Here is a 22,513-nt window from a genome sequence, read left to right as displayed (position 1 = left end):
AAATACATGAAACGCCTTTTCCTGATTATACTTTGCTGCATACCCGCCGGCGTGGGAGCACAAAATGCAGCGCCGCTTAAACTCAGCCTGCAACAGGCCCTCGATATGGGTTTAGCCAACCGCTACGACATGCAGGCCAACAAATACAATATTACCATTGCAGATAATGCCCTGAAGAAAAGCCGGCAGGAATGGTTGCCCGATATTCATGCCGAAGGAAACGTCCGTTACAATACGCAACTACAGGCCACCTTTGTGCCACCAGGCTTTGGCGGCCTCGATAAGGCAGAACTGCTGGCACTCGGCGCCAAAAACGCTACGATACTGGGTATTGAGCTGGATCAACCCATACTGCAACCCACTCTCCATACGGACATAAAAATAGCGCGGAATAACCTCGCATTACAGCAGGAGAAAAACAGGGCTGATGAAATCAATATCAAAGTTCAGATTGCTACGGCCTATTACAACGTACTATTAAAGGATTTGCAGCAAACCATTGCTGTCCGTGACGAGCAACGGTTCCACGAATATTATACACTGGCAGCAGGCAAATACAAACAAGGTGCCCTTATTGAAACCGACTACCTCCGGGCGCAACTGGATTATGATAATGCAAAGATCACCACCACTACCGCCAGGCAAAACTATGTACTGGCCGTAAATGGTTTGAAGTACCAGCTGAATATGCCCGGATCAGGAGATATCACGTTAACGGATACACTTGGTGGCGGTACCGCTGCCGTACCCTTATCTTCCGAAAATTATCAAAACAGAACAGAGATCAAACAGTTGAAATTGCAACAGCAGGATGATCAGCTACAGCTACGTAAGGCCCGTCAATATTCAATTCCAACGGTATCGGTAATGGCTAACTATTCGCAGCAGTATTTATACAACGATTTTAAATACACCCAGGGCGAATGGTGGAGTCCTTTTAGTTATGCTGCGCTCAAAATAAGTGTTCCCATTTCAGGGAATATCAAAAATCAGCACCAGATTAAAAACTACCAGCTTAAAACGCAACAAACTACGGCCCAGCTACAGCAAAAAACAGCCGATGTCCGGTATGATGTATTGCAGGCAGGAACAGAGCTAAACAATGCACTGCTGAATATGCAAACCACCAGGAAGAACTACGATCTGTCTGAAAAAATATACCGGCAGCAACAACAGGAATTTGCAGTAGGCAGCTTCGCCTATAATAATTTACTGGAAACGGAAAGATCTATCAGTACAGCGGAACAGCAATATATCAAAGCACAGTACGATTACCTGATGGCGCAAATAAATTATAACAAGGCAACAGGCGCCTGGTAAAACAGGCAGGAGTAAGTTTCAACGACAGGCATATGGATTAACAGCAGCAAGAGGGTGTATCAACCGTTGATACACCCTTGTTTTTTATCAGAACTTAACGGCCTTGCCTGTACGGACAGATTCGCGGGCAGCAGCCAGGATACGCACTACTATTACATTGTTGGCCGGCGCGTACAACCCGTCTGCCGGCATGGTTACTTTACCACTCAGCACGTCGATCAGGTAGTTGAACGGATCTTCATATACCGGTATATCCGTTGCCGTTATACGGCGCGTAATGGCCGGCGAACGTTCGTTATTACGCTGAATAAGGGTATTTTTATCGGCGGCAATAAGATATCCTTTATCGCCATACACTTCCATGTCTTTCCGGCTGAAGCTCCAGTTCCACGAAGCCTGGATGGTGCATTGCGTATCGCCATAATCCACCAGGATAGTGGCGTCATCTTCCACTTTGGGATATACCTGCGGTTTAAAGTGACGGGCCACTGCGGTAACGGATACGGGCAAACGATTTTTCATGAGATGCGTCATGAGATTGGCGCCGTAGCAGCCAAAGTCCATGAGTGCGCCGCCACCATTCAGTACCGGATCGGTGAGCCAGTTGAGGAATTCGGGGCCGCAGCCAATTTCTTTTGGTCCCTGGTGACCATCATTCACCGTCACCTTTCTCACTTTCCCGGCGTAGCTGCTGTCTTCCAGCAGCTGGAATGTTTTGGCTACGGAAGGATACCAGCTGGTTTCATAATCGGTGAGCAGCTGTACTTTGTACCGGCGGGCCAGCGAGTCCATATACACAGCGTCAGTCACCGTAGTAGCCAGCGGCTTTTCCACCATGATATGAATATGCCGGGGTGCGGCGGCCTCCACTACTGCCCGGTGGGCTTTTATGGAGCCAAATGCCAACACTGCAGTGGGTTTCACCGCATCCAGCATTTTACCGAGATCGGTATAAAAAATATTTTCAGGAAGATGATATTGCCTGGCCCTCAATTTAGCTACTGCCGTATCAGGCTCGTAGATGCCAACAATCTGAATGTCCCCTTTGTTTGGGCGACCGAGAATAAAAGCCGCATGTCCGTGCGATACACCGGCAACGGCTACACGCAGTGGCTGGGCCATGATGCAACTAAATACATGCATCAGCAGGAAAGTAAAAATAACAGAACGCATCCCTAAATCTAGGGAATATGTTCTGCTTTTAACAGCTAAATCGATGAGTGGTATTTAGCGCTTTTTTCATAACGACAACTTTTCTTTTGGGATAAACTCTGCCCGGTAAGGAATGAAACTACAGCGGAGGCGCCACAACGGATGGCCCTGCCTGTTGGTGAGCAATACCGTATTCCGTTTGGAGCTGCATTGCAGGATGCTGTTATGATCTACCAGGTAGGCGCTGCCCATCCGGTCGTTGAACAGATAGGCCGGTAAAGGAGAACGGATGCTTACCGCAGCCGTTCTGTTTCCTTCATCCAGATGAAAGGCCAGCGTTTGGGATTGTTGGCGGGATACACCGTTATCAAATAACATGAGGTCGTTTTCTGCATTGATGTGTACCGCGTGTCCCATGTCGAAAGCAGCGGAATCGGGGAAGCGGAAATCGCCGTTCTTTCCAAACTTCCAGATCACTTTACCGGTATGCGCGTCCAGCTTCCAGATCTGGCCGTTGTTATAAAAGGAGATGAGATAATTGCCGTCTTTATCGTAGCTCAGGCTGTTGGCGTGCATCCAGTCCATGCGGGTATGCAGGATCTCTTTATCCGTAATGGGGGCCAGCGCATCAAACACACTCCACTCCCATACCTTATGACCTTGGCGGTCAAGCACCAGGATGCCGTCGCTTCTCACAGTATCGTGCGCCGTGCCGCCGGCAGCAGTGAGGTCGAAGGTACGCTCCACAGTGGCCAGCATCACGATATGATTGTCCGGCGCCAGCAATACTTCATGGTGTACATTGGTGGTAAAATCCGCCTGTCCCTTTTGCAGGTGCAGCAGCGTATCACCGGTCATCGACAACTCCATCACCTGGTTGCCGTAGCTGGTAGCGTATTCTTTACTACCCAGGATACACAGCAGCGTTTTATTTTCCGTGAAGTGCGCCGTTTTGAAACCGGTGCCCTTTACCTGGTGATACCACACCACTTTGCCCTGGCTGTTCAGTAAATACAAGGCACCCGGTTCATCGCGCTGACTGAGCAGCACATATCCTTCTTTAAAGCGGGCCGGCAATTGGGCCTGTGGCATACTGTCCAGGTTAAAAGCATCCTGTACCCAGAAAGGCAGGGGCTGTGCCGGCTGATGGCAGGCGGTGAAGCAGGCATATAATACAAGCAGGAAGTAAAGTGGCTTCATGTTAATGTGGTTAGCGAAGGGGAAGACCTTCGGTCTTTGTCTTTCCGCAGGATTAAACTGATTATGCTGATTACACTGATTTTAGTTCTTTTTTGAAAGATGATATTCGTGTTTCTGAAAGTTTATCCTGATTGGATAGTAAGGTATCTCTGTAAAAAAATAAAATCAGTGTAATCAGCATAATCAGTTTAATCCTGAAAAAGACAAAATCCGCGTTATTTCCAGAGGTCGTTCTGTGTTGCCTTTGGATTGGATTTCAGTTCACCGGCCGGAATCGGGAACACGTAGTGCTTCGCCTGGAATACGTTGGCGCCCTGCTTCTGGCGTGTCTTTAAAGCGGCCGACAAGGTAGCTGCATTTTTATTCCATCTTCTCAGGTCGTATACGCGGTTTTGTTCAAAGAACAGTTCCAGCAGTTTCTGGTGATCAATTTCTGCGAGGAGCTGATCTTTGCCCGGAAGTTCCGCGGCGGTTTTATCTTTCAAACCTGCTCTGTGTCTTACCCGGTTGATGTCGCCGATTGCTTTGCCGGTGTTGCTGTTTTGAGCGGCGGCTTCCGCGCGCAGCAGCAATATTTCTGCAAAACGTATCACGCGGTAATTAGCGGTAGATGGCGTAGGTCCCCAGTAGTTATCTGCATTGGCTACATTACGCCATGCGCTGGTTCCTTTCTTTATCAGGAAGCGGCCATTGGTAGTAGTATCCAGCGCTACATCAGGATACAGGCGTACCGTTTTGGATAAGGCGGAATTCCAGAGCTGATCAAACGTTTTGCCATCGTACCAGGTGGTATCGGTTTCGCCCAATACAGAACGTTTCCACATCAGGGAGGCGTACATTCTTTTATCGAATTTGGTATCAGCACCGGCGGGGCGTTTTTCTTTTACAAATTCATTCACCAGGTAATTGGAAGGTACATACTTAAACCAGCCACCACCTGCAGGGGGACCGATAAATTGCGGCAGGTAGTTGTACATCGGTGAATTAGGGGTTTCTGTATTCCAGGCGCCGTACTGATCACCTAACGGAGCAAACGTCCATTCGAACACAGATTCCACGTTGAATTCATTCTTGTCGGTAAAATTATCTTCATAATTATCTACCAGGTCATACGCATACGGACTTTTAAAAAGCAGGTCGAAGGTAGCTTCTGCTTTCGCATAATCTTCCATGAACATATAGGCTTTGCCCAGGTAAGCGATGGCGGCGCCACTGGTCACCCTGCCCTGTTCCTTTGAATCGCGTTTCACTGGCAGGCCGGCACTGGCTGCTGTGAGATCACTTACCACCTGTTTCCACACTTCTTCTTTAGGGCTGCAGGGAGTGGCATAACCATCTGTTGTTTCCAGCGGCATGGTTCTTACCGGTACTGCGCCCCAGTTGGAAGCAAGGAGATAGTAAGAAAGTCCGCGCAGGAATTTAGCTTCCGCAATGTAAAGCGTTTTCTTGCTCTCATCCATGTTCACACTGCCGATCTTCGACAGCAACAGGTTAGCGCGGTGGATACACTGGTAGGTGCTGCCAAAGATGCTGCTGAGGTCACCGTTGTTTTCATCATTGGAAAACGTGGCAACGCCCCAGGTACCGGCTTCTTCGCCGGGCAGTGTAAATACATCGTCGCCCAGTGCGTTGATATCCTGGATGCCCTGGTAAGAGCCCCAGTAGCCATACAACGAGGAACGTAAAGGACTATACGTAGCGCCCAATGCCTGGCTCACGCTCGACTCATCTTTCCAGAAAGTGGCATCGGTAATTTTGTTGGGATCGGTTTGTTTGAGAAAATCTCTTTCGTTACAACCGGCTGCTGTTGCCAGCACCAGTGTGAGTGCGCTTATATATTTAAATGATCTTTTCATGTTGCAATGCGGTTAAGCGATTAAAAGGTGAGGTTCAGGCCAAGCAAAAGGGTACGTGACAGTGGGTATACATCCCATGAGTTGTCCATACCTCTCGACAGGGCAGCGCCACCGATATCCGGGTTGTAGCCTTTGTATTTTGTGATGGTGAACAGGTTTTCCCCGGAAGCAAATACCCGTACTTTATCGATGCCCCATTTGGTCATCAGTGATTTAGGCACGCTATATCCGATTTCCAGTCGTTTGAAACGCAGGTAGGAACCGTCTTCCAGCCATCTGTCGCTGTTATCGCGGTTATTGTTATTGGGATCAGATAAGGTGAAGCGCGGGAAGTTGGAATGATTTTCCGGCGTCCAGGCGTTCAGCACATCTGTAGAGAAATTGGTGACTTCATTCATTTTGTCCATCCATTTTCTACGGGCATTGTAGATCTTATTACCGGTTACAGCTTCGAGGAACAGGCTCATATCAAAGCCTCTCCAGGAAAGGTTGGCAGACAATCCCATGTTCAGGGTCGGGAAAGGACTGCCTAAGTTCTGTTCATCCTGGTTATCGATGATGCCATCGTTGTTGAAGTCCATGTAGCGGATATCGCCGGGTTGTGCATTGGGCTGGATAGGTACGCCATTCTTATTATGCGCGGCCACTTCTTCTTTGGAATTGAAGATGCCGGCGGTTTCAATCAGGAAAAATGCACCGATCGGGTAACCCACTTTTGCGCGGGAGATGCCGCCAAATTCCTGCCGGCCCGAACCGATATTGATGGCCGTCATTTTATTGGAGGTATGCGCTATATTGAACCCGAGACGATAATTGAGATCTCCTTTTTTATCCGTGTACTCCAGCGATACTTCGTAGCCTTTGTTTTCGATCACACCTGCGTTGAGGGTGGGCGATCCTGTTTTACCTACCGACAGCGGGAATGGTACACTTAACAATACGCCATCTGTTTTCTTATTAAATACATCGAAGATGAAGAACAACTTGTTATCAAGGAAACCTGCATCCACGCCGAAGTTCGTGATCTTGGTTTCTTCCCACGACAGGTCGATGGGAGAAGCATAACCGCTGGCGGTGGCGCCGGGCCATAACACACCGCCCTGCACATAGTTTAAGCCGCTGGTAATGCTGTTTTGCGTAAGATAGTTACCGATTTCCTGGTTACCCAGTACACCCCAGCTGCCACGCAGTTTCAGGGTATTTATGGCGTTGGTTAAACCGGAGAAGAAATGTTCATTATGTAAATTCCAGCCCGCAGAAAAAGACGGGAAAGAACCGTACTGGTAGTCGGTAGCAAAACGGGAAGAACCGTCTCTTCTTACCGATGCAGAGAACAGGTACCTGAAGTCATAGGAATACATGATGCGTGCAAAGCGGGAAACGATGCTGCTGGTGCTGGCGGAACCATCATTCTTCTGGGAGGTGGCGAGGCCGGCGCCCAGTGTGGTGGTACCTATCGGCAAATCATCGCGGGAGGCGCTGAAACCGGTGCTCATGTTTTTCTGTGCGGTATAACCAATCAATCCGTCGATGTTATGTTTACCCAGCTTCTTGTTGTAGTTCAGGGTATTTTCCACCAGCCAGGAATTGCTCGTAGTGGTACCTTGCTGCAGGTCCGGCAGCGGGTTGGCAGAGTTGCCGTCATCGAATGCACCGGAATAAACGCGGGTGCTGCCCTGCCCTTCCGTTAAGCCTACATTGAATTTATATTTCAGTCCTTCTATCAGTTTTACTTCCACGAAAGCATTTGCCAGCAGGGAGAGATCTTTAGCGGTGTTCTCCACGCTTTCCAGGCGGGCAACGGGGTTCGACAGGTTCTTCATGAATGTGGGTCTTCTGCCGTAGCCACCGAGATTTTGTGTTGGATCATAAACAGGCACGGTAGCCGGCATCATGAGGGCGCTGCCTACAATGCTGTGTACTGCGTCGCCACCGCCGGGGTTGTTGCGGGTGTTACCTCTTTTGATGATCACGGTTTCGCCTACACGCAAACGGCCTTTGCTGTATTCTGTTTTGATCCTGAAGTTGGCAGCGGAATAATTGGTGTTCACGATGGTACCGTTTTCTTTCAGGTAGCCACCGGATAAGTTATAGGTAAAGTTCTGGGAACCACCGCTGAAGTTAACGTTGGTGCGGGTTAAGGTGGCCTGTCTGAAAATTGCATCCTGCCAGTCGGAGTTAACGCCTGCATATTTAGGGATGCCGCTCATGTTAGCGCTCATAAGGTTGGTCCATTGTTCGCCGCTGAGTAAGCTCATTCTTTTTGGCACCGACTGTACGCCGAACCAGGTATCCACTTCCAGTTTTGGGGTGGTTTCTTTGCGGCCGCCTTTGGTGGTAACGATGACCACGCCGTTGGCTGCGCGGGAGCCGTAGATACTTGCGGTAGCTGCATCTTTCAATACTTCAATAGACTCTACATCATTGGGACTCACCCCGTCGATGCTGTTTACAAAAACGCCATCAACAATAAAAAGGGGGGCATTGTTACCGAGTGTACTCATACCGCGGATGGTGATGATCATACCGGCTCCGGGTGCGCCACTGGAGGATTCCACGGAAACACCGGGCACGCGGCCCTGGATAGCCGAGCTGATATTTTTTGATACGTTGGCGCTGATGCTGCTTACTCTTACGGAAGACACTGCGCCTGTAACATCTTTTCTTTTCTGGGTACCATAACCTACTACCACCAGTTCTTCTGTTTGCACAGCTTTGGGTTTCAGGGCAATGTCCAGTGCGCCGGCCTGTGATACGGTTCTTTCCACCGGTTCATAGCCGATGAAAGTAACTACCAGTACGCCGCCATTTTCCGGCAGTTGCAGGGTGTAGTTACCTTTGGTATCCGAGCTGGTACCTTTGGTTGTGCCTTTCAGTTTAACCGAAGCGCCGGTAAGGGCTTCGCCGGTAACTGCATCAGTGATTTTACCAAACACGGAAATATTCACCACGGGTTGCGCAGTTTCCTCCATTTGATCCTTTCCTTTTACGGAAAGGATAATGGTATTATCGACGATACTGTAATTGAGTTTTTTATTGAGCAAACACTTGCCCAATACATCTTCCAGGTCGGCCTGCACCACTGCTACAGATACCTTGTCGGTCTGCTCCAGCATTTCTGTATTATAAAAGAAGGTATACCCGGTTTGTTTCCGGATTTCCTTGAACACCTTCGACAGCGTTACATTACGCATGTTAAGGGTTAGTTTTTGCGAGTAACCGGTAGCACTTACCTGCATAGCCAGTACCAGCAGCAAAAAAGCAGCTAGTTTCATAACTTTCAGCATTTGCGCGAACACCCGCGTTCCGGGGTGTTTGCCAGCATGTCTAAATAGCATAGATTTGTTAAGTTTTTGGTGAGCGTTAAGCTGTTTACGTCAAATAAGCGTGTATATGCCCACCAGACAATTTTCACCGGGGACGTTGCCGCGTTCCCGGTTTTTATTTGCCTGAAGCATGTTTACACGAAGATCCTGGTTGTTACATCCTTATATTGGTGCTGTTATTTTACTTCAACGATGATTTGTTTTCCTTCAATATTAAATTGTATCCCGGCTGTTTTTAAAATACGCAGCGCCTGGGATAACGTGGATTGTTTGCGTATAGAACCGGTATAATGCTTGTCCGGTACCGGTCCGGAAAATTTCACATTCACATCGTACCAGCGTGCCAGCTGTCTCATAACGGTGGCTAAATCATCGTCATCAAATTCGAACATGCCCATTTTCCAGGCAATTGTTTTGTCGATGTCAGCTTCGCTAACCAGTATCTGCCGGCTGCTTTTCGCCAGCACCGCCTGTTGCGACGGTGCAAGGATTACGCTGTTGCCGTTTGGCTGTGCTACGCTGACCTTCCCCGATACCAGGGTGGTGTTCACTGTATTTTCATCGTCGTAGGCCATTACATTAAACGTGGTGCCCAATACGGCTACTTTAAGTCCGTTGTTCAGTTGTACCTGGAAAGGTTGCGCGGCATTTTGCGCTACTTCAAAATAGGCTTCTCCCGTAAGAAAAACTGTTCTGTTATTACCCATAAACCGGGTGGGGAAACGCAGGGAGGATGCGGCATTCAGCCATACTTTGGTACCATCCGGCAGCACAAGCTGGTATTCTCCTCCGCGGGGAGTTGCCAGGGTATTGAACGTCACCTGGTTGCCCGAAGTGGCGGTTACATCATACACCAGTTTGCCTTTGTCTTTGCCGATGCGGGTACCGTCTTTTTCCTGCAGGCCGTTGCCGTTGAGGGAGTCCAGTATTACTTCTGTGCCATCGCCCATTACCAGGCGGGCTTTGGGCGCACCGGGCTGTACATCGTGTTGCGCTATGGGAGCGATGGTAAGCGGCCGGCCGGATTTGCCGTTGCCATAATAATACCAGGCGGCAGTACCTGCTGCCAGCAATAATACGGCGGCTGCAACTGCGCGCCAGCGGGAGAAGTAACGTACTTTTTCTTCCGGGAGGTTATGTGCAATGTGATCCTGCAACAGTGATCTGAACCTGTTCACTTCCACATCCAACCGGCCCTGTTGCCCGTTTACGATATCAAATATCCGGCGGGCCCGGTCAAACGCAGGGCGCTTGTCCGGATTTTCGGCAATCCATTTTTCCCAGTACTGCACATCGTTTTCATTGATCCCGATGCAATAGCGAAGAAAAGAATCGTCCAACAGGAAGTCATCTGCAACGTTAAATTGATGGTCCATTGTTACTGTTAGTAATAGCTAGTGTAAGAAAACACGGATTATTCCCAAGAAAATGTCCACTATTTTTAAAAAAGTTTTCTGCCCGGGAGGAAATCAGCTGAGAGCGCGGAGCAGCAGTGCTACCAGCAGCTCTGCAGAGAGGCTTTTCAGCGCACTGCCGAGGGTGTTGTAAGCGGTTTTGGTGGTGATCCCCACCCGTTTGCTCACTTCTTCCATGCTGAGGCCATCGAAATAGCGGAGTTGAATAAGTTCTTTCTGGCGGGGTGTGAGCGTAGCCATTGCTCTTTTGATCTTTTGTTTTATTTCTTCAGATGTTTGAACGGCAACGATGCATTCTTCATAGGAAAGCTCGTGCGGAGCCGTAGTATCTGACCAGGCGCCTGCGGCTTCGTTTGATTTTTTTGTTTGCCGGATATCTGCAAAAATGCGGCGTCGCAGCCAGGTGAGAAGGTACGACTTTACATTGGTTACGGCGGGTAGTTTCCCGCGCTGGTCCCATATTTCGAGGAACATATCATTGATCGCATCTTTCGTAATTTCTGTATCTCCGCAGATGCGGATACCGTAGTTTACGAGATAGAAATACAGTTGTTCATACAGCTCTACCAGCGCTTCCTGCCCGTTGTTGCGCACAAGGTTCCACAGCAGGATATTTGCAGCAGCTTCTTCTGCCGGTGCGCCCGCGGCAAATTGTTCAGGGAATGAGCTTTGGTCACTGTTCATTGTTCACTGGCTGATTCATAAAAGTGGAAACGGCGTCGCAGATGCGAACTTCCCGCATTTACCCTGGTGTTGGCAGTAAATGCGGGAAGTAATATATTATAAGTTTACAGCTATTTTAATAACTACCTTTTTTACCGGCATAGGCGTGCTTACCTTGATGTTGGGCATGTGCAGGTCGGTAGGGAAGAAAATGGCAAACATGCCTTTTTCCAACCGGGAGAAAAACATCGGATGTTCTGCAAACAGCTGGTAGTCGGCTGTTTCATCATATGCTTTGGAAGGCACCTGTTCCCGCAGGAAATCGTGACCTATCAATTCAGAACCAGACACCATATACTGGATATCGATGTACTTCTTATGCGCCTCCATCTGCTCAGTGGAAGTATCTACGGTATCATATTCATTGACAATAGCGAAGATATTACTTCCGTCTATTTCGTACTTTCCTTTTTCCAGCCCGGCCAGGTCTGTTTGTGCCAGGTACTCAAAAGCCTTGATAAATTTAACTCCCAGGCGGTAGTAAAGATGGGCGTTCTGCAGTGTATCCAGTATCATGTTTTGTAAAAAGGTATTAATAAGGCGGCAAGATACTTTTTTTTCTATATACCAGATCTTTGGCCTGTTTACTTCTTTAACAGGTGGGGCTGGATAGCTTTTTCCCAGATAGCATATCCCTTCTTATTCATATGCAGCATATCATCGAGAAACAGTTCTTCGCGCGACTTACCCGTTTTGTCAAGCATCAGCGGGAAGATATCTACATAAACTATATTTTTCTCTTTAGAGATATAGTCCCTGATAAGTGCATTCGACTGCTTCGCTTTCTCAAAGAATTTCGCCCTGGAAGGACTGGGTTTCATAGATATATAAACCAGCGGTACTTCCGGCAGTTTACTTCTTATGGTGGTGTACAGCGCTTTAAATCTTTGCAGCAGGGTATCTGCGGTAGATTTATCCTCCACTAAATCATTCTCTCCTACGTAAATCACTATCTGGCGTGGGTGATAGGGGAAGATAATATCGTTGGCAAAATAGGTGATATCGGTAGTAATAGCGCCGCCTACTCCCCTGTTCAGCACCACATAGCTGCTGAAGTTCCGTTCCAGGTCGTCCCATTTCCTGATGGAAGAGCTGCCCACAAACAGGATAGGATGCTCCGGAGGTGCATACATCTTATCAAACTCTTTGATGGTGTTAACATCCTTTGCAAAACGCAGCGGCGATTGTTGGGCAAACAGGCATCCGGTTACGTGGAGCAATACAAAACCTGCCAGGAACAAATATCTTCTCATAACTATCAAATTTTTCAGCAGGCTTTAAGATAAACGAAAAATATTTAATTTAGAACAAACTATTACATGAATACCCATCCTGTCAACTTAACCGTTCGTTTTCTGCTGGAAATTTTAATGCTGGTGATATTGGGTTACTGGGGCTGGCACCTGGGTAATGGATGGCTGTCGTATGTGCTGGTGGTGGCCTTTCCACTCACCGCTGCTGTACTGTGGGGCGTATTCCGCATTCCCAACGACCCCAAAGCTGCGCCGGTAGCTATTCCCGGGGTTGCGCGACTGCTACTGGAACTTTTCCTGTTTGGATTGGCCGTGTGGGCATTACGCTCAATGGGGTATCTGCGTGAAAGTATTGCGCTGGGCGTGGTGGTAGTGATACATTATGCCGTATCCTGGGACAGAACCTGGGTGATGCTGAAAAACAAGCCCTATAACGGGTTTTCGGGCAAGAAAATTATGGGAATAAAGCCTTAGAAATACCAAACGGTTTCGGGCGCTACGCTTACATTCACTGTTGCGCCTTTTTTCAAACTGGTATCCGTGGTTTTGATAGTGACTACTTCACCTCCGAGCGCCACTTCTGCTTCCAGGAAGCTGCCGTAATAAGCGATATCACGCACCTTGCCGGACACGGCATCTTTTTTTGCACGAACAATTTTGAAATCTTCCGGGCGGATGAAGATACTTTTTCCATTCAGCGTAATGCCTGGCAATCCTTCCAGTACAGCGGCTCTTCCCGGTGCGAGGAGATTGTATTTTCCAAATAACCCGGCTACATATTCATTCACCGGCTGATTATAGATCTGTTGAGGAGATCCCTGCTGTACTATTTCCCCGTCTTTCATCACCAGTATTTCATCTGCCCAGGGCAGGATATCCATCGGATCGTGGGAAATCAGCATCACGGTGATACCCAGCTTATCACCCATATCACTGATCACTTTTTTCAGGATGCTTTTATGGATCATGTCCAGGTTGGAGTAGGGCTCATCCAGCAAAAACAACCTGGGAGAAGAGATGAGGAGTCTCGCCATAGCGATGCGTTGCTTTTCACCGCCCGACAACTGATCCGTTTTTCTTTTGAGCAGATGTGAAATGCGGCAGATATCGTAGATCTCTGCCGCTTCTTCATCGGTAAGCTTATTGGCATAGGACAGAATTTCTTCTACCCGGTAATTATTTCTCAGTTCAAAATGCTGGGAAAGGTAGGCGGTGCCAGGATGCCCTGGAATCAATACTTCCAGCGCTCCCTTCACACGTTTGCCTTCAAACATCACGGTGCCGGCATCTGCCTGCGCCATGCCACCAACAATTTTCATCAGGGTGCTTTTACCTGAGCCGGTTTCACCTGCGATCACTATTTTCTGAAATGCTTGTTGTGTAAAGCTGACATTCTTTAAAATATACGCGCCGTGCAGTTCCTTGCTGATGTTTGATACTTCGAGAAAATTCATTCGTGCAAATTAATAAAAATCGCGGACTAAAGCGAAGGCGCGCCTTTTAATCGCGCCATGCGTTCCGCAGGAACCGCAGCCAGTTGCCATGCATCACATTATCGATATCTTCCGCGCTGTAGCCTCTTTTAGTAAGGAGGGCAGGCAGTTGCTGCATGTCGGCGATCGTTTCCAGGTCGTAAGGGCATTGCTCTTTGCCAAAGGCTCCGTCGAGATCGGTGCCAATGCCCACGTGCAGCGAGTTACCGGCGATCTGGCAGATATGATCCATATGATCGATCATTTTTTCCAGGTTACAGCCCATGCTTTCGGGCGTGGATTTTCCACGAACCCAGCCGGGCACCATCATCCAGGCGTCGAGGGCGCCACCTATAACGGCGCCTTTCTGGATGAGCGTTTTGATCATATCGTCGCTGAACTGGCGGTTATGGTCCACCAGGGCGCGGCAGTTATTATGACTGGCCCATACGGCTCCGTTAAACAGGTCCATGGCATCCCAGAAGGCATCATCGCAGAGATGTGTGGCGTCGAGGATCATATTGAGTTGTTCCATTTCCCGGATCAGCTGTTTGCCTTGTTCATTGAGGTGGCCGGTGGCATCGGTACCGTTGGCATAACGCCCGGGGCCGTAGTGCGCGGGGCCTATAGCGCGCAATCCTTTATTGTAGGCGCGTTCGAGGTATTTTAAATTCACGATAGAGTCGGCCCCTTCCAGGCTGAGGATGTAGCCAACAGGCTTTTTGTCGTTTGGAGTACCATCGTTCCACAGCTGCAGGTGTTGTTCCAGGCTTTGTTTGTCTTTGATCATCACCATTTCACCGGCATCTTCCATCGCTTTGTACCAGGCCAGTTGTCCCTGGGTCTGGGCCCATGCCTGTTCCGGTGAATGCCAGCCGGGCAACGGGTTATCGGGGGCTACATAGCGACCTATCAGGGTGGCGACTACCAGCCCGATATTACCTTTCCGTAGTTCAGGGAATGCCACTACGCCTTTGGCGCGGTCGGGTTTATCATTCATACCGGCTTCTCTCGCACGGATGGCGGTTACCGGTTGCCGGAGGTCCCTGTTCCATTCCAGCGCGTTCATGCTGAGATCCAGGTGTGCATCTATTATAAACATAGTTCTGTTCTTATTTAATTCGTCCGGCCATGCCGTTCTTCATCAGTTAGTATAGTTCAAACAAAGCTTCTATCTCTACGGGGATGTTATCCGGTAAAGATCCAAAACCTACGGCACTCCTCACTCCCACGCCATTTTCTTCTCCCCACACGGCAGCAAACAATTCACTGCAGCCATTAATGATGTAGGGATGCCGTTCAAAGTCGGATGTACAGTTCACCATCCCCAACACCTTGATCACCCGTTTTACTTTATTCAAACTGCCCACATGTGTTTTAATGGTGGATAGCATCGTTAATCCTACTTGTCTTGCGGCCAGTTTGCCCTGCTCCATATCCAGTGCATCACCTATCCGTCCGATGATCAGTGATTTATCATGCTGCACAGGACCATGACCGGAGAGATACAGGTATTTGCCATCAATAAGGAATGGCTTGTAAACACCCAATGGCGACGGGGCCGGTGGCAGTTCCAGTCCCAGGGCCGCTAATTTCTCTTCTGCATGATTGTTTCCCATAGTTGTTGTTTTAACAAAAATGGGATTAAGTTATGCAATTTTATTTTTCCGGGAGATGAATACTTAACCGGGGGTTACAAAAAAGCCGTCTTTGCAGACGGCTCCTTAATCTTCCATTACCTGACACTGGAATCCATTTTCATTTACCAGCATCATTATTTTCCCGGGATGAAAATTCTCTCCTTCTACCCTTAATACTTTATCACAATCTTCAAGATCGAAATTGATTTTACTATCCGGAAAATTACGGAGTAACAGCGCTACTATTTCTTTCGCGGCAGCTACCCGTTTTACATTCGTTATGAATACTTCTACCATTGTAATAATTTTGATTACATGTATTTCATCGGCTCATATTTCAACAGCCGCCTCCACAAGGCAATTTGCCCGATACAATTGGCCTCCCGGTAAATATTAAAAGTCAGCAAATCCCAGAGCGACATTTTCATACCGGGGAATTCCAGTATATGATCCAGTTGTTCATCTGTTACATTTACCAATGCTGTTTTTAACAACGGGGAGATTTTCTCCCAGTCTTTTTTAAAAATTTCGAGAGATGGATACTGCTGTGAGTCTTTTATTCCCTGGAAATCTTTGAAAAGATCATTTGCTGAAGATGTGGCCTCCACTTTCAGCAAACCGGCCAGCTCAAACCGCTGCTGTACCAGGCTACCGGCGAGCCAGGCAACGTGATTAGCAGGAGTATCCAGTCTTTTATGCGCGTCTTCATCCGTAATTCCATCCAGTACCTTTGGAAAAAAACCGGTGTGAAGATCAAACAGTGGAAGGATGCCCTGCATCCGTGTGCTTACAGTTTCCATATAATAATATTTTTTTTGGTTCTCAAACTAACGGTAAGGTACCCCATAATTTCTGTCCGGATGGATGCTGATAGAGTCAATATTAGGGGGTATTTGCGACAAATTCGTTATGTTTGAGTAGACAACTAAAAACTGAAAGCCATATGCTACAAATTGGGATCCTGCTTATACGCCACTACAAGCTTTTAAGCCTGGCTGCCATAACAGATGTGCTGGACACCGTCAATAAGATTTACTATAAAAACAGCCAGCCAACACCCTTCAAAATAACACTGGTACATACTGCTGAAACGGAACACCTGGCAGCAGCATTTCCGGATTATGCGTCGCAACACACAGATGCGGCGGGCACTTTTAACCTGGTGCTGGTACCCTCTTTTACTACAGATGATATCCGCCAGTCGATTGCAGAAAACCGGGCTTATCTTCCCTGGCTGCAACAGCAGTATAAAAACGGTGCGGAAATCGCCAGCTTCTGTACCGGCGCTTTTTTACTGGGCGCTTCCGGTTTGCTGGATGGTAAAATAGCCACCACCCATGTAGATGCCTGCAAGGAATTTTCCTCCTCATTCCCGGCAGTGAACCTGTTATCGGATAAAACGGTTACCCACGATTCCGGCATTTATACGAGTGGTGGCGCCACTTCTACCTTCCACCTGCTGCTTCATCTGCTGGAAGTACATTGCGGCATTGAAATAGCGATAAGGACCGCTAAAATTTTTGCGGTGGATATGGGCCGTGACAAACAATCCTATTTCAGCACATTCCAGCCTACCCGCAATCATCACGATGACCTCGTGGCCTCTGCCCAACAGCGGATTGAAACCAGCTACCAGGACGTAGGCACCATCGAGGAAATGATCAGGGACATCCCTTCCAGCAGGAGAAATATTGTGAGAAGATTTAAACAGGTAACAGGTGTAACCCCTATTGAATACCTGCAATTCACGCGGATTGAAGCGGCCAAAAAACTACTGGAACAAACCGGGCAGCAAATGGCGGAAGTGATTTACAACTCCGGCTATAACGATCCCAAAGCATTCAGAAAGGTATTCCGCAAAACGGTGGGAATGACCCCTTCTGAATACCGGGAAAAGTTTAATGCCGCCAGATCATAAATTCTGATCCCTGTCCCAGAAGGCAGGAGGCTCTATACCAAGTGCGCGGAGATATACATACCCCTGTCCGCGATGGTGAATTTCATTGTCGAAAATGTAGAACAGGATGCTAACTGATTTGCCTTCATACTGTCCAAAGGCGGTGATTTCCTTTTGAAAGGCTTCCACGGGGATTTTAGGCCACCATTCGTTGAGCTTTTCTGTAATCACATCCCAGAGCTGCAACAGTTCCGCTTTGGTGGTAGGCTTTACTACCGCGCCGGTATCTTTCAGCAATACATCAATACCCAGCCATTCGTCGGTGATAACGCCATATACGGAGGGGAAGGCCATTCCGCAGAATTCCATCACCAAAGTAGAAAATGGTCGCATACCGCCCACGCTGAAGGTGAACAGCTGATCTTCCGGAAATGCTTCAATCATCCGGCGGGTCAATGCACGGTGGCCCTGCCAGTGTTTCAGTAACTGACCAGGAGTGATAACGGTGGTTGTAGTTGCGGCAGATAAGGTGTTGTTTTCCATAAAGTCTGTATTTTTTTGTTTTACAATACAAAGAAAACAAGGGGTTGTGACAACCCTATGTCAGTAGCCTCAAAAAAAAGTTGATGCTGCTTCAGAAAAGTAATTTCTTTTGCAAACATCGCCTTTTTTCTGTGGCCAAAATACAGCCTGGGACCATCACCAGCCAAAATATGATTTAGCGTTACCGTAACAAATATCCTGTATCATTTTTCCCACCGCCTCTATGTCGTCCGGAATTTCGCCACGCTCTATCTCTTCACCGAAGAGGTCGCAGAGCAGACGGCGGAAGTACTCATGGCGCGGATATGAAAGGAAGCTGCGTGAATCCGTGAGCATGCCCACAAACCGGGATATCAGCCCCATGTTGGAGAGTGCATTCATTTGCCGGGTCATACCGTCTTTCTGATCCAGGAACCACCAGGCGGCGCCGAACTGTACTTTACCGGCTACTGAACCATCGTTGAAGTTGCCCGTCATGGTAGCCATGAGTTCATTATCGGCGGGGTTCAGGTTATAGATGATTGTTTTTGCCAGTTTATCCTGGCTATCCAGTTTATCGAGGAATTTAGCAAGCGCGCGGGCCTGGGAAAAATCACCGATAGAATCCCAGCCGGTATCCGGTCCCAGCTGTCGCAGCATGCGGGAATTATTATTCCGCAACGCGCCAAGATGGTACTGCTGCACCCACCCTGCTTTCCAGTCCATAAGCGCCAGTTCCAGCAGCAGCGCCGATTTAAACTGCCGGCTTTCGGTATAGGTAAGCACCTGACCACCGCGTATCTTTAAAAAGATCTGCCGGATATCTTTCTCCAGAAAATCATCTGCATATATTTCCTCAATACCATGATCGGATACTTTACACCCGTGGGCCGCAAATACATCATGCCTGTTTTTCAGGGTTTGCAGCAGATCATCATAGGTGCTGATGCTGCAGTTGGCCGCCTGTTCCAGCTTTTCCAGGTACCGGTTATATGCTTCCGGTACGTCTACATTCATGGCCTGATCGGGGCGGAAAGCAGGTATTACCGGTATTTCAAAACCATCCTGTTTGAGTTGCCGGTGATATTGCAGGTTATCAGCCGGATCATCGGTAGTACAGATGATCGATACGTTCCTGCTGCGCAGCAGGTTTTGCACGCTGTATTCCGGTGTTTGCAGCAGCTGGTTACAGCTGTCATAGATTTGCTTTGCAGACGCAGGGTTCAGTATATCGCTGATGCCGAAATAGCGTTGCAGTTCCAGGTGTGTCCAGTGGTGTAAAGGGTTGCGCAGTGTATACGGCACGGTAGCGGCCCACTTTTCAAATTTCTCCCAATCTGTATTATTACCGGTACAGTAACTTTCCGGTACCCCATTGGTGCGCATAGCGCGCCATTTATAATGATCTCCGTATAGCCATGCCTGTGTGATATTCTCAAACCTTGTATCCGCGGCTATCTGCGCGGGTGGCAGGTGACAATGATAATCGATGATAGGCATATCCTTTGCATAGTCGTGGTAAAGCCTTTCTGCCGCATCACTATTCAGGAGGAAATTTTCATCCATGAATTTTTTTCTCATCCGTAAAGTATTTAAGTATTACAATGACACTCCTCTTTTCCAGGGAATAAAATCATCCTGACCGTTGAGGACAGATTTTGCGGTGATAGCACCGCTGGCCACCTGTATAACGTAGTCGAGTATACGTTCTCCTGCTTCAGCAATAGTTTCTTCACCGTCTATAATAGTACCGGTATTAATATCGATGATATCATGCATACGCTGGTACAGCTTTGTATTACTGGAGAGTTTGATGACCGGTGCAATAGGGTTGCCGGTAGGCGTTCCCAGCCCGGTGGTAAACAGCACCACGTTGGCGCCACTGCCTACTTCTGCGGTAGTGGATTCCACATCATTACCTGGTGTGCAAAGCAGGTTAAGCCCCGGCTGCCGCACCATTTCGGGGTAATCCAGTACAGCAGCTACCGGTGAGGTGCCTCCCTTCTTGGCTGCCCCGGCCGATTTTATGGCATCGGTGATCAGCCCGTCTTTTATATTTCCAGGAGATGGATTCATATCAAATCCGGAGCCTGCTTCTTCCGCACGCTGCTGATAGGTACGCATCAGCTGGATAAACCGGGTAGCGTCGTCCACGTTGCGGCACCGGTCACTCATTTCCTGCTCAACACCGCAGAGTTCAGGGAATTCAGCGAGGATAACGGAGCCGCCCAGGGCCGTCAGCAGATCGGAAGTATAGCCGATAGCAGGATTGGCAGAGATGCCGGAGAAACCATCCGAGCCGCCACATTCCAGCCCAATGCATAATTTACTCAACGGTGCAGGCTGGCGGGTACATTGGTTGGCAATCATCAGTCCTGCGAAAGTTTGACGGATCGCATCCGTGATCAACTGGCTCTCCGCGCCGGTTTGTTGCTGATCCAGTATATACAGCGGCTTTGAAAAACCAGGGTCGCGTTTATTGATTTCATCCTGCAACATACTGATCTGCGCATTCTGGCAACCCAGGCTCAGCACCGTGGCACCGGCCACGTTAGCATGGGTAATATATCCTGCCAGCAGGCCGCACAGCGTTTGTGCATCCTGGCGGATACCACCGCAACCGCCGTCATGTGTGAGGAATTTAATGCCGTCCACGTTTTCAAATACGCGGCTGTTTTGTGCCCCCGCTGTATCTTCAGTATACACCGTTTCGAGGATCTGCTGGGAACCTACGCCGGCCCGCTGCTTTGCTGCCAGCGAGCGCGTAAAGGCGGCGTACTTACCCGGACGGGCATATCCCAGTTCCGGTAGCAGTGCTTCTTTCAACACTTCCACATTCCTGTTTTCACAAAACACCAACGGAATCACCAGCCAGTAATTGGCAGTACCTACGCTGCCATTGGCACGGTGGTACCCCATAAAAGTTTGCTGTTGCCAGCGGGAAACATCCGGCGGCTGCCAGGTGGTTTTCCTTTGTGCAGCCAGCTCATAGCCATTGGCAGCATGGTGTACATTTTCCACGGCAATCCTGCTGCCGGCGCTGATGGTGCGCTGTGCGCGCCCTACCAGTACGCCATACATGTAAATGGCATCACCTTCTTTCATAGGCGCCACTGCAAACTTGTGTTTGGCAGGAATCTTTTCCTGCATCGTGTATACGGTGCCGTTATACTCCACCGTTTCTTCCTTTTCCAGGTCCTGTAGTGCTACCAGCACGTTATCGTGCGGATGCACCTTTAATACTTTCTGCTTCATTTATCTATCCTTAAAATTTTACGATACCGCTATTTCTGCTGCTATTTTTTCAAGATAAACAGCTACGCCCTGTTCCATTAATGCTTTCAGCATCGTGGTAATCAGCTGTGCGAAACCAGGAATGGTGGCCAGGTTATATCCCCATATGGCCTCATTGCTGAAGGAGTTTTTTATCACATCCTCCGGCGTATGCTGCTGCCACTGCGCCGCATACCAGGCGGCCTGTTCATCTGTGATAGTATAGTTACTGCCACCGCGCATAAACAACGCATGCGCTGCAAAACCCAGCGCCATCAGTGCCGGTACATGTGCTGTACGCCGGTGGTATTGCAACAGTACCGGCAATACCCGCATTCTTAACTTCGCCGTATACTGACTGCAAATGCTTAACCACTTGTGTTCAATAGCCGGGTTGCGGAAGCGGTCCAGCACGGCGCCCGCGAAACGGATAGCGGCGTCGTTACGTATATGGATGTCTGTTATAGCAGGGATAATTTCATGCATCATCAGCCCTTCCATATAGGCGGCCATTGCTTCATCATTCATGGCAGCCTTCACGGTTTCATGCCCGGCCAGGAAGGCCAGTCCGCAGCTGAGGGTATGCGTGCCGTTGAGTAAACGGAGCTTCAGCTCGCGGAATACATTAATGTCGGGCGACAGTACCACGCCGGCATCTGCTTCGCTGAAAGATAATATCTTTCTTACGTGCTCACTGTTGGTTTCAATGGCCCATAACCGGTATACTTCGGTCATGATCAGGAGTTCATCCTCATAACCTAATGCGATGTCGGCAGCACCGGGCACAATACAATCCACCAGTGAATTACAGCAATAGTTATTGTTGGTAAGCCAGTGTATAAAGCCTTCTTCCAGCTGATTAAATGCGCTCAGCTGCAACAGGATTTCCCGGAGTTTGCTTCCGTTGTCCGGGATCAGTTCTGTAGGGATGATCACCATTCCTTTGGTGGCATCTCCCTTAAAATGCTGATAGCGACGATAGAGGAAAGCCAGCAGTTTACCCGGGAAAGATGCCGGCGGTGTGGCATGAATGCTTTCTTCCACATACACAATACCTACTTCAGTGGTATTGGATATTACTACCTGCATATGCGGACTGGCAGCGCAATCCATGATATCGTTCCATTGGGTGGCGGCTGTCAGCACCCTGCTGATGCTGGCGTTAATAATATTTTCCGATACCGGTTTCCCACCGTCAATGCCCCGGATGCACTGTGTATAAAGGTTATCCTGTTCATCGAAAGCAGCGGTACTGCCTTTGTCCGTTGATTTCACTACCACTATCCTGCCATTAAACAAACCCTGCTTATTGGCTTTGTCTATGAAAAAACCGGGTAGTCCCCTCAGCAATACGCCTGTTCCAAATTGCAGCACTTTTTCGGGCAGCGTAAAGCACGCTTCTGCCGGAACCTGCAGCGCATCATTTTCGTGCAGCCGTGCCAGTAATTCTTTTGAAAGTTTCAT

The 22,513-nt window shown here is 48.7% G+C and carries 20 protein-coding genes; 3 read left to right on the top strand and 17 right to left on the bottom strand.

Annotation, left to right across the window (positions count from 1 at the left end; translation table 11 throughout):
- The first annotated feature begins 6 nt into the window (after positions 1-6).
- Positions 7-1,320: a TolC family protein gene (locus tag B5Z18_RS27220; RefSeq protein ID WP_159454448.1), complete on the top strand. Its 1,314-nt coding sequence runs from the start codon at positions 7-9 to the stop codon at positions 1,318-1,320.
- An 87-nt stretch (positions 1,321-1,407) separates the two neighbouring features.
- Here the strand turns inward: B5Z18_RS27220 and B5Z18_RS27215 are convergent, their stop codons facing one another.
- The 8 genes from B5Z18_RS27215 to B5Z18_RS27180 form a co-directional block, all read right to left on the bottom strand.
- Positions 1,408-2,493, bottom strand: a complete 1,086-nt coding sequence (locus B5Z18_RS27215; RefSeq protein WP_079472713.1) for a Gfo/Idh/MocA family protein — start codon at positions 2,491-2,493, stop codon at positions 1,408-1,410.
- Between the two features lie 66 nt (positions 2,494-2,559).
- Positions 2,560-3,672, bottom strand: coding sequence for an aryl-sulfate sulfotransferase (locus B5Z18_RS27210; RefSeq protein WP_079472712.1), 1,113 nt, complete (start codon positions 3,670-3,672; stop codon positions 2,560-2,562).
- Between the two features lie 215 nt (positions 3,673-3,887).
- Positions 3,888-5,528 carry a RagB/SusD family nutrient uptake outer membrane protein gene (locus B5Z18_RS27205; RefSeq protein ID WP_079472711.1) on the bottom strand — a complete coding sequence of 547 codons (1,641 nt, stop codon included), beginning with the start codon at positions 5,526-5,528 and terminating at the stop codon, positions 3,888-3,890.
- Between the two features lie 20 nt (positions 5,529-5,548).
- A complete protein-coding gene (locus B5Z18_RS27200) occupies positions 5,549-8,803 on the bottom strand; it encodes a TonB-dependent receptor (protein WP_159454447.1) in 3,255 nt (1,084 codons plus the stop codon).
- Positions 8,804-9,030: 227 nt separating this feature from the next.
- Positions 9,031-10,230, bottom strand: coding sequence for a FecR family protein (locus B5Z18_RS27195; RefSeq protein WP_079472709.1), 1,200 nt, complete (start codon positions 10,228-10,230; stop codon positions 9,031-9,033).
- 93 nt (positions 10,231-10,323) lie between these two features.
- Entirely contained in the window at positions 10,324-10,953 is a 630-nt protein-coding gene (locus B5Z18_RS27190) for an RNA polymerase sigma factor (RefSeq protein WP_079472708.1), read from the bottom strand.
- Between the two features lie 96 nt (positions 10,954-11,049).
- The gene (locus B5Z18_RS27185) at positions 11,050-11,508 is read right to left on the bottom strand and encodes a NanQ anomerase/TabA/YiaL family protein (protein WP_079472707.1); all 459 of its coding nucleotides are present in this window, start codon (positions 11,506-11,508) and stop codon (positions 11,050-11,052) included.
- Between the two features lie 68 nt (positions 11,509-11,576).
- Positions 11,577-12,245 carry a GDSL-type esterase/lipase family protein gene (locus B5Z18_RS27180; RefSeq protein ID WP_079472706.1) on the bottom strand — a complete coding sequence of 223 codons (669 nt, stop codon included), beginning with the start codon at positions 12,243-12,245 and terminating at the stop codon, positions 11,577-11,579.
- Positions 12,246-12,311: 66 nt separating this feature from the next.
- Here B5Z18_RS27180 and B5Z18_RS27175 point away from each other — a divergent pair, with 66 nt between their 5' ends.
- Positions 12,312-12,719: a YrdB family protein gene (locus tag B5Z18_RS27175; protein WP_079472705.1), complete on the top strand. Its 408-nt coding sequence runs from the start codon at positions 12,312-12,314 to the stop codon at positions 12,717-12,719.
- Here B5Z18_RS27175 and B5Z18_RS27170 read toward each other — a convergent pair.
- The 5 genes from B5Z18_RS27170 to B5Z18_RS27150 form a co-directional block, all read right to left on the bottom strand.
- Positions 12,716-13,699 carry an ABC transporter ATP-binding protein gene (locus B5Z18_RS27170; RefSeq protein ID WP_079472704.1) on the bottom strand — a complete coding sequence of 328 codons (984 nt, stop codon included), beginning with the start codon at positions 13,697-13,699 and terminating at the stop codon, positions 12,716-12,718. The two genes, B5Z18_RS27175 and B5Z18_RS27170, sit on opposite strands and share 4 nt — an antisense overlap.
- Before the next feature lie 46 nt (positions 13,700-13,745).
- Positions 13,746-14,819 (bottom strand): dipeptidase, encoded by a 1,074-nt coding sequence (locus tag B5Z18_RS27165; RefSeq protein WP_079472703.1) that lies wholly within the window; start codon positions 14,817-14,819, stop codon positions 13,746-13,748.
- 46 nt (positions 14,820-14,865) lie between these two features.
- Positions 14,866-15,336 carry a RidA family protein gene (locus tag B5Z18_RS27160; protein ID WP_079472702.1) on the bottom strand — a complete coding sequence of 157 codons (471 nt, stop codon included), beginning with the start codon at positions 15,334-15,336 and terminating at the stop codon, positions 14,866-14,868.
- Positions 15,337-15,441: 105 nt separating this feature from the next.
- Positions 15,442-15,654: a hypothetical protein gene (locus B5Z18_RS27155; RefSeq protein ID WP_079472701.1), complete on the bottom strand. Its 213-nt coding sequence runs from the start codon at positions 15,652-15,654 to the stop codon at positions 15,442-15,444.
- Between the two features lie 14 nt (positions 15,655-15,668).
- Entirely contained in the window at positions 15,669-16,157 is a 489-nt protein-coding gene (locus B5Z18_RS27150) for a DinB family protein (RefSeq protein WP_079472700.1), read from the bottom strand.
- Between the two features lie 143 nt (positions 16,158-16,300).
- Between B5Z18_RS27150 and B5Z18_RS27145 the strand changes: the two genes are divergently transcribed.
- A complete protein-coding gene (locus B5Z18_RS27145; protein ID WP_079472699.1) occupies positions 16,301-17,275 on the top strand; it encodes a GlxA family transcriptional regulator in 975 nt (324 codons plus the stop codon).
- Here B5Z18_RS27145 and B5Z18_RS27140 read toward each other — a convergent pair.
- From B5Z18_RS27140 to B5Z18_RS27125, 4 genes are all read right to left on the bottom strand, one after another.
- Positions 17,270-17,797: a DinB family protein gene (locus B5Z18_RS27140; protein WP_079472698.1), complete on the bottom strand. Its 528-nt coding sequence runs from the start codon at positions 17,795-17,797 to the stop codon at positions 17,270-17,272. The genes B5Z18_RS27145 and B5Z18_RS27140 overlap by 6 nt on opposite strands.
- A 156-nt stretch (positions 17,798-17,953) precedes the next feature.
- Positions 17,954-19,357, bottom strand: a complete 1,404-nt coding sequence (uxaC, locus tag B5Z18_RS27135; RefSeq protein WP_079472697.1) for a glucuronate isomerase — start codon at positions 19,355-19,357, stop codon at positions 17,954-17,956.
- 18 nt (positions 19,358-19,375) lie between these two features.
- Positions 19,376-21,031, bottom strand: a complete 1,656-nt coding sequence (locus B5Z18_RS27130; protein ID WP_079472696.1) for a UxaA family hydrolase — start codon at positions 21,029-21,031, stop codon at positions 19,376-19,378.
- Between the two features lie 18 nt (positions 21,032-21,049).
- A complete protein-coding gene (locus tag B5Z18_RS27125; protein ID WP_079472695.1) occupies positions 21,050-22,513 on the bottom strand; it encodes a tagaturonate reductase in 1,464 nt (487 codons plus the stop codon).

The organism is Chitinophaga ginsengisegetis, assembly GCF_900168065.1.
GTDB lineage: Bacteria > Bacteroidota > Bacteroidia > Chitinophagales > Chitinophagaceae > Chitinophaga > Chitinophaga ginsengisegetis.
Note: the sequence above shows the minus strand (reverse complement) of the source record. Positions and strands in the feature narration are given on the sequence as shown.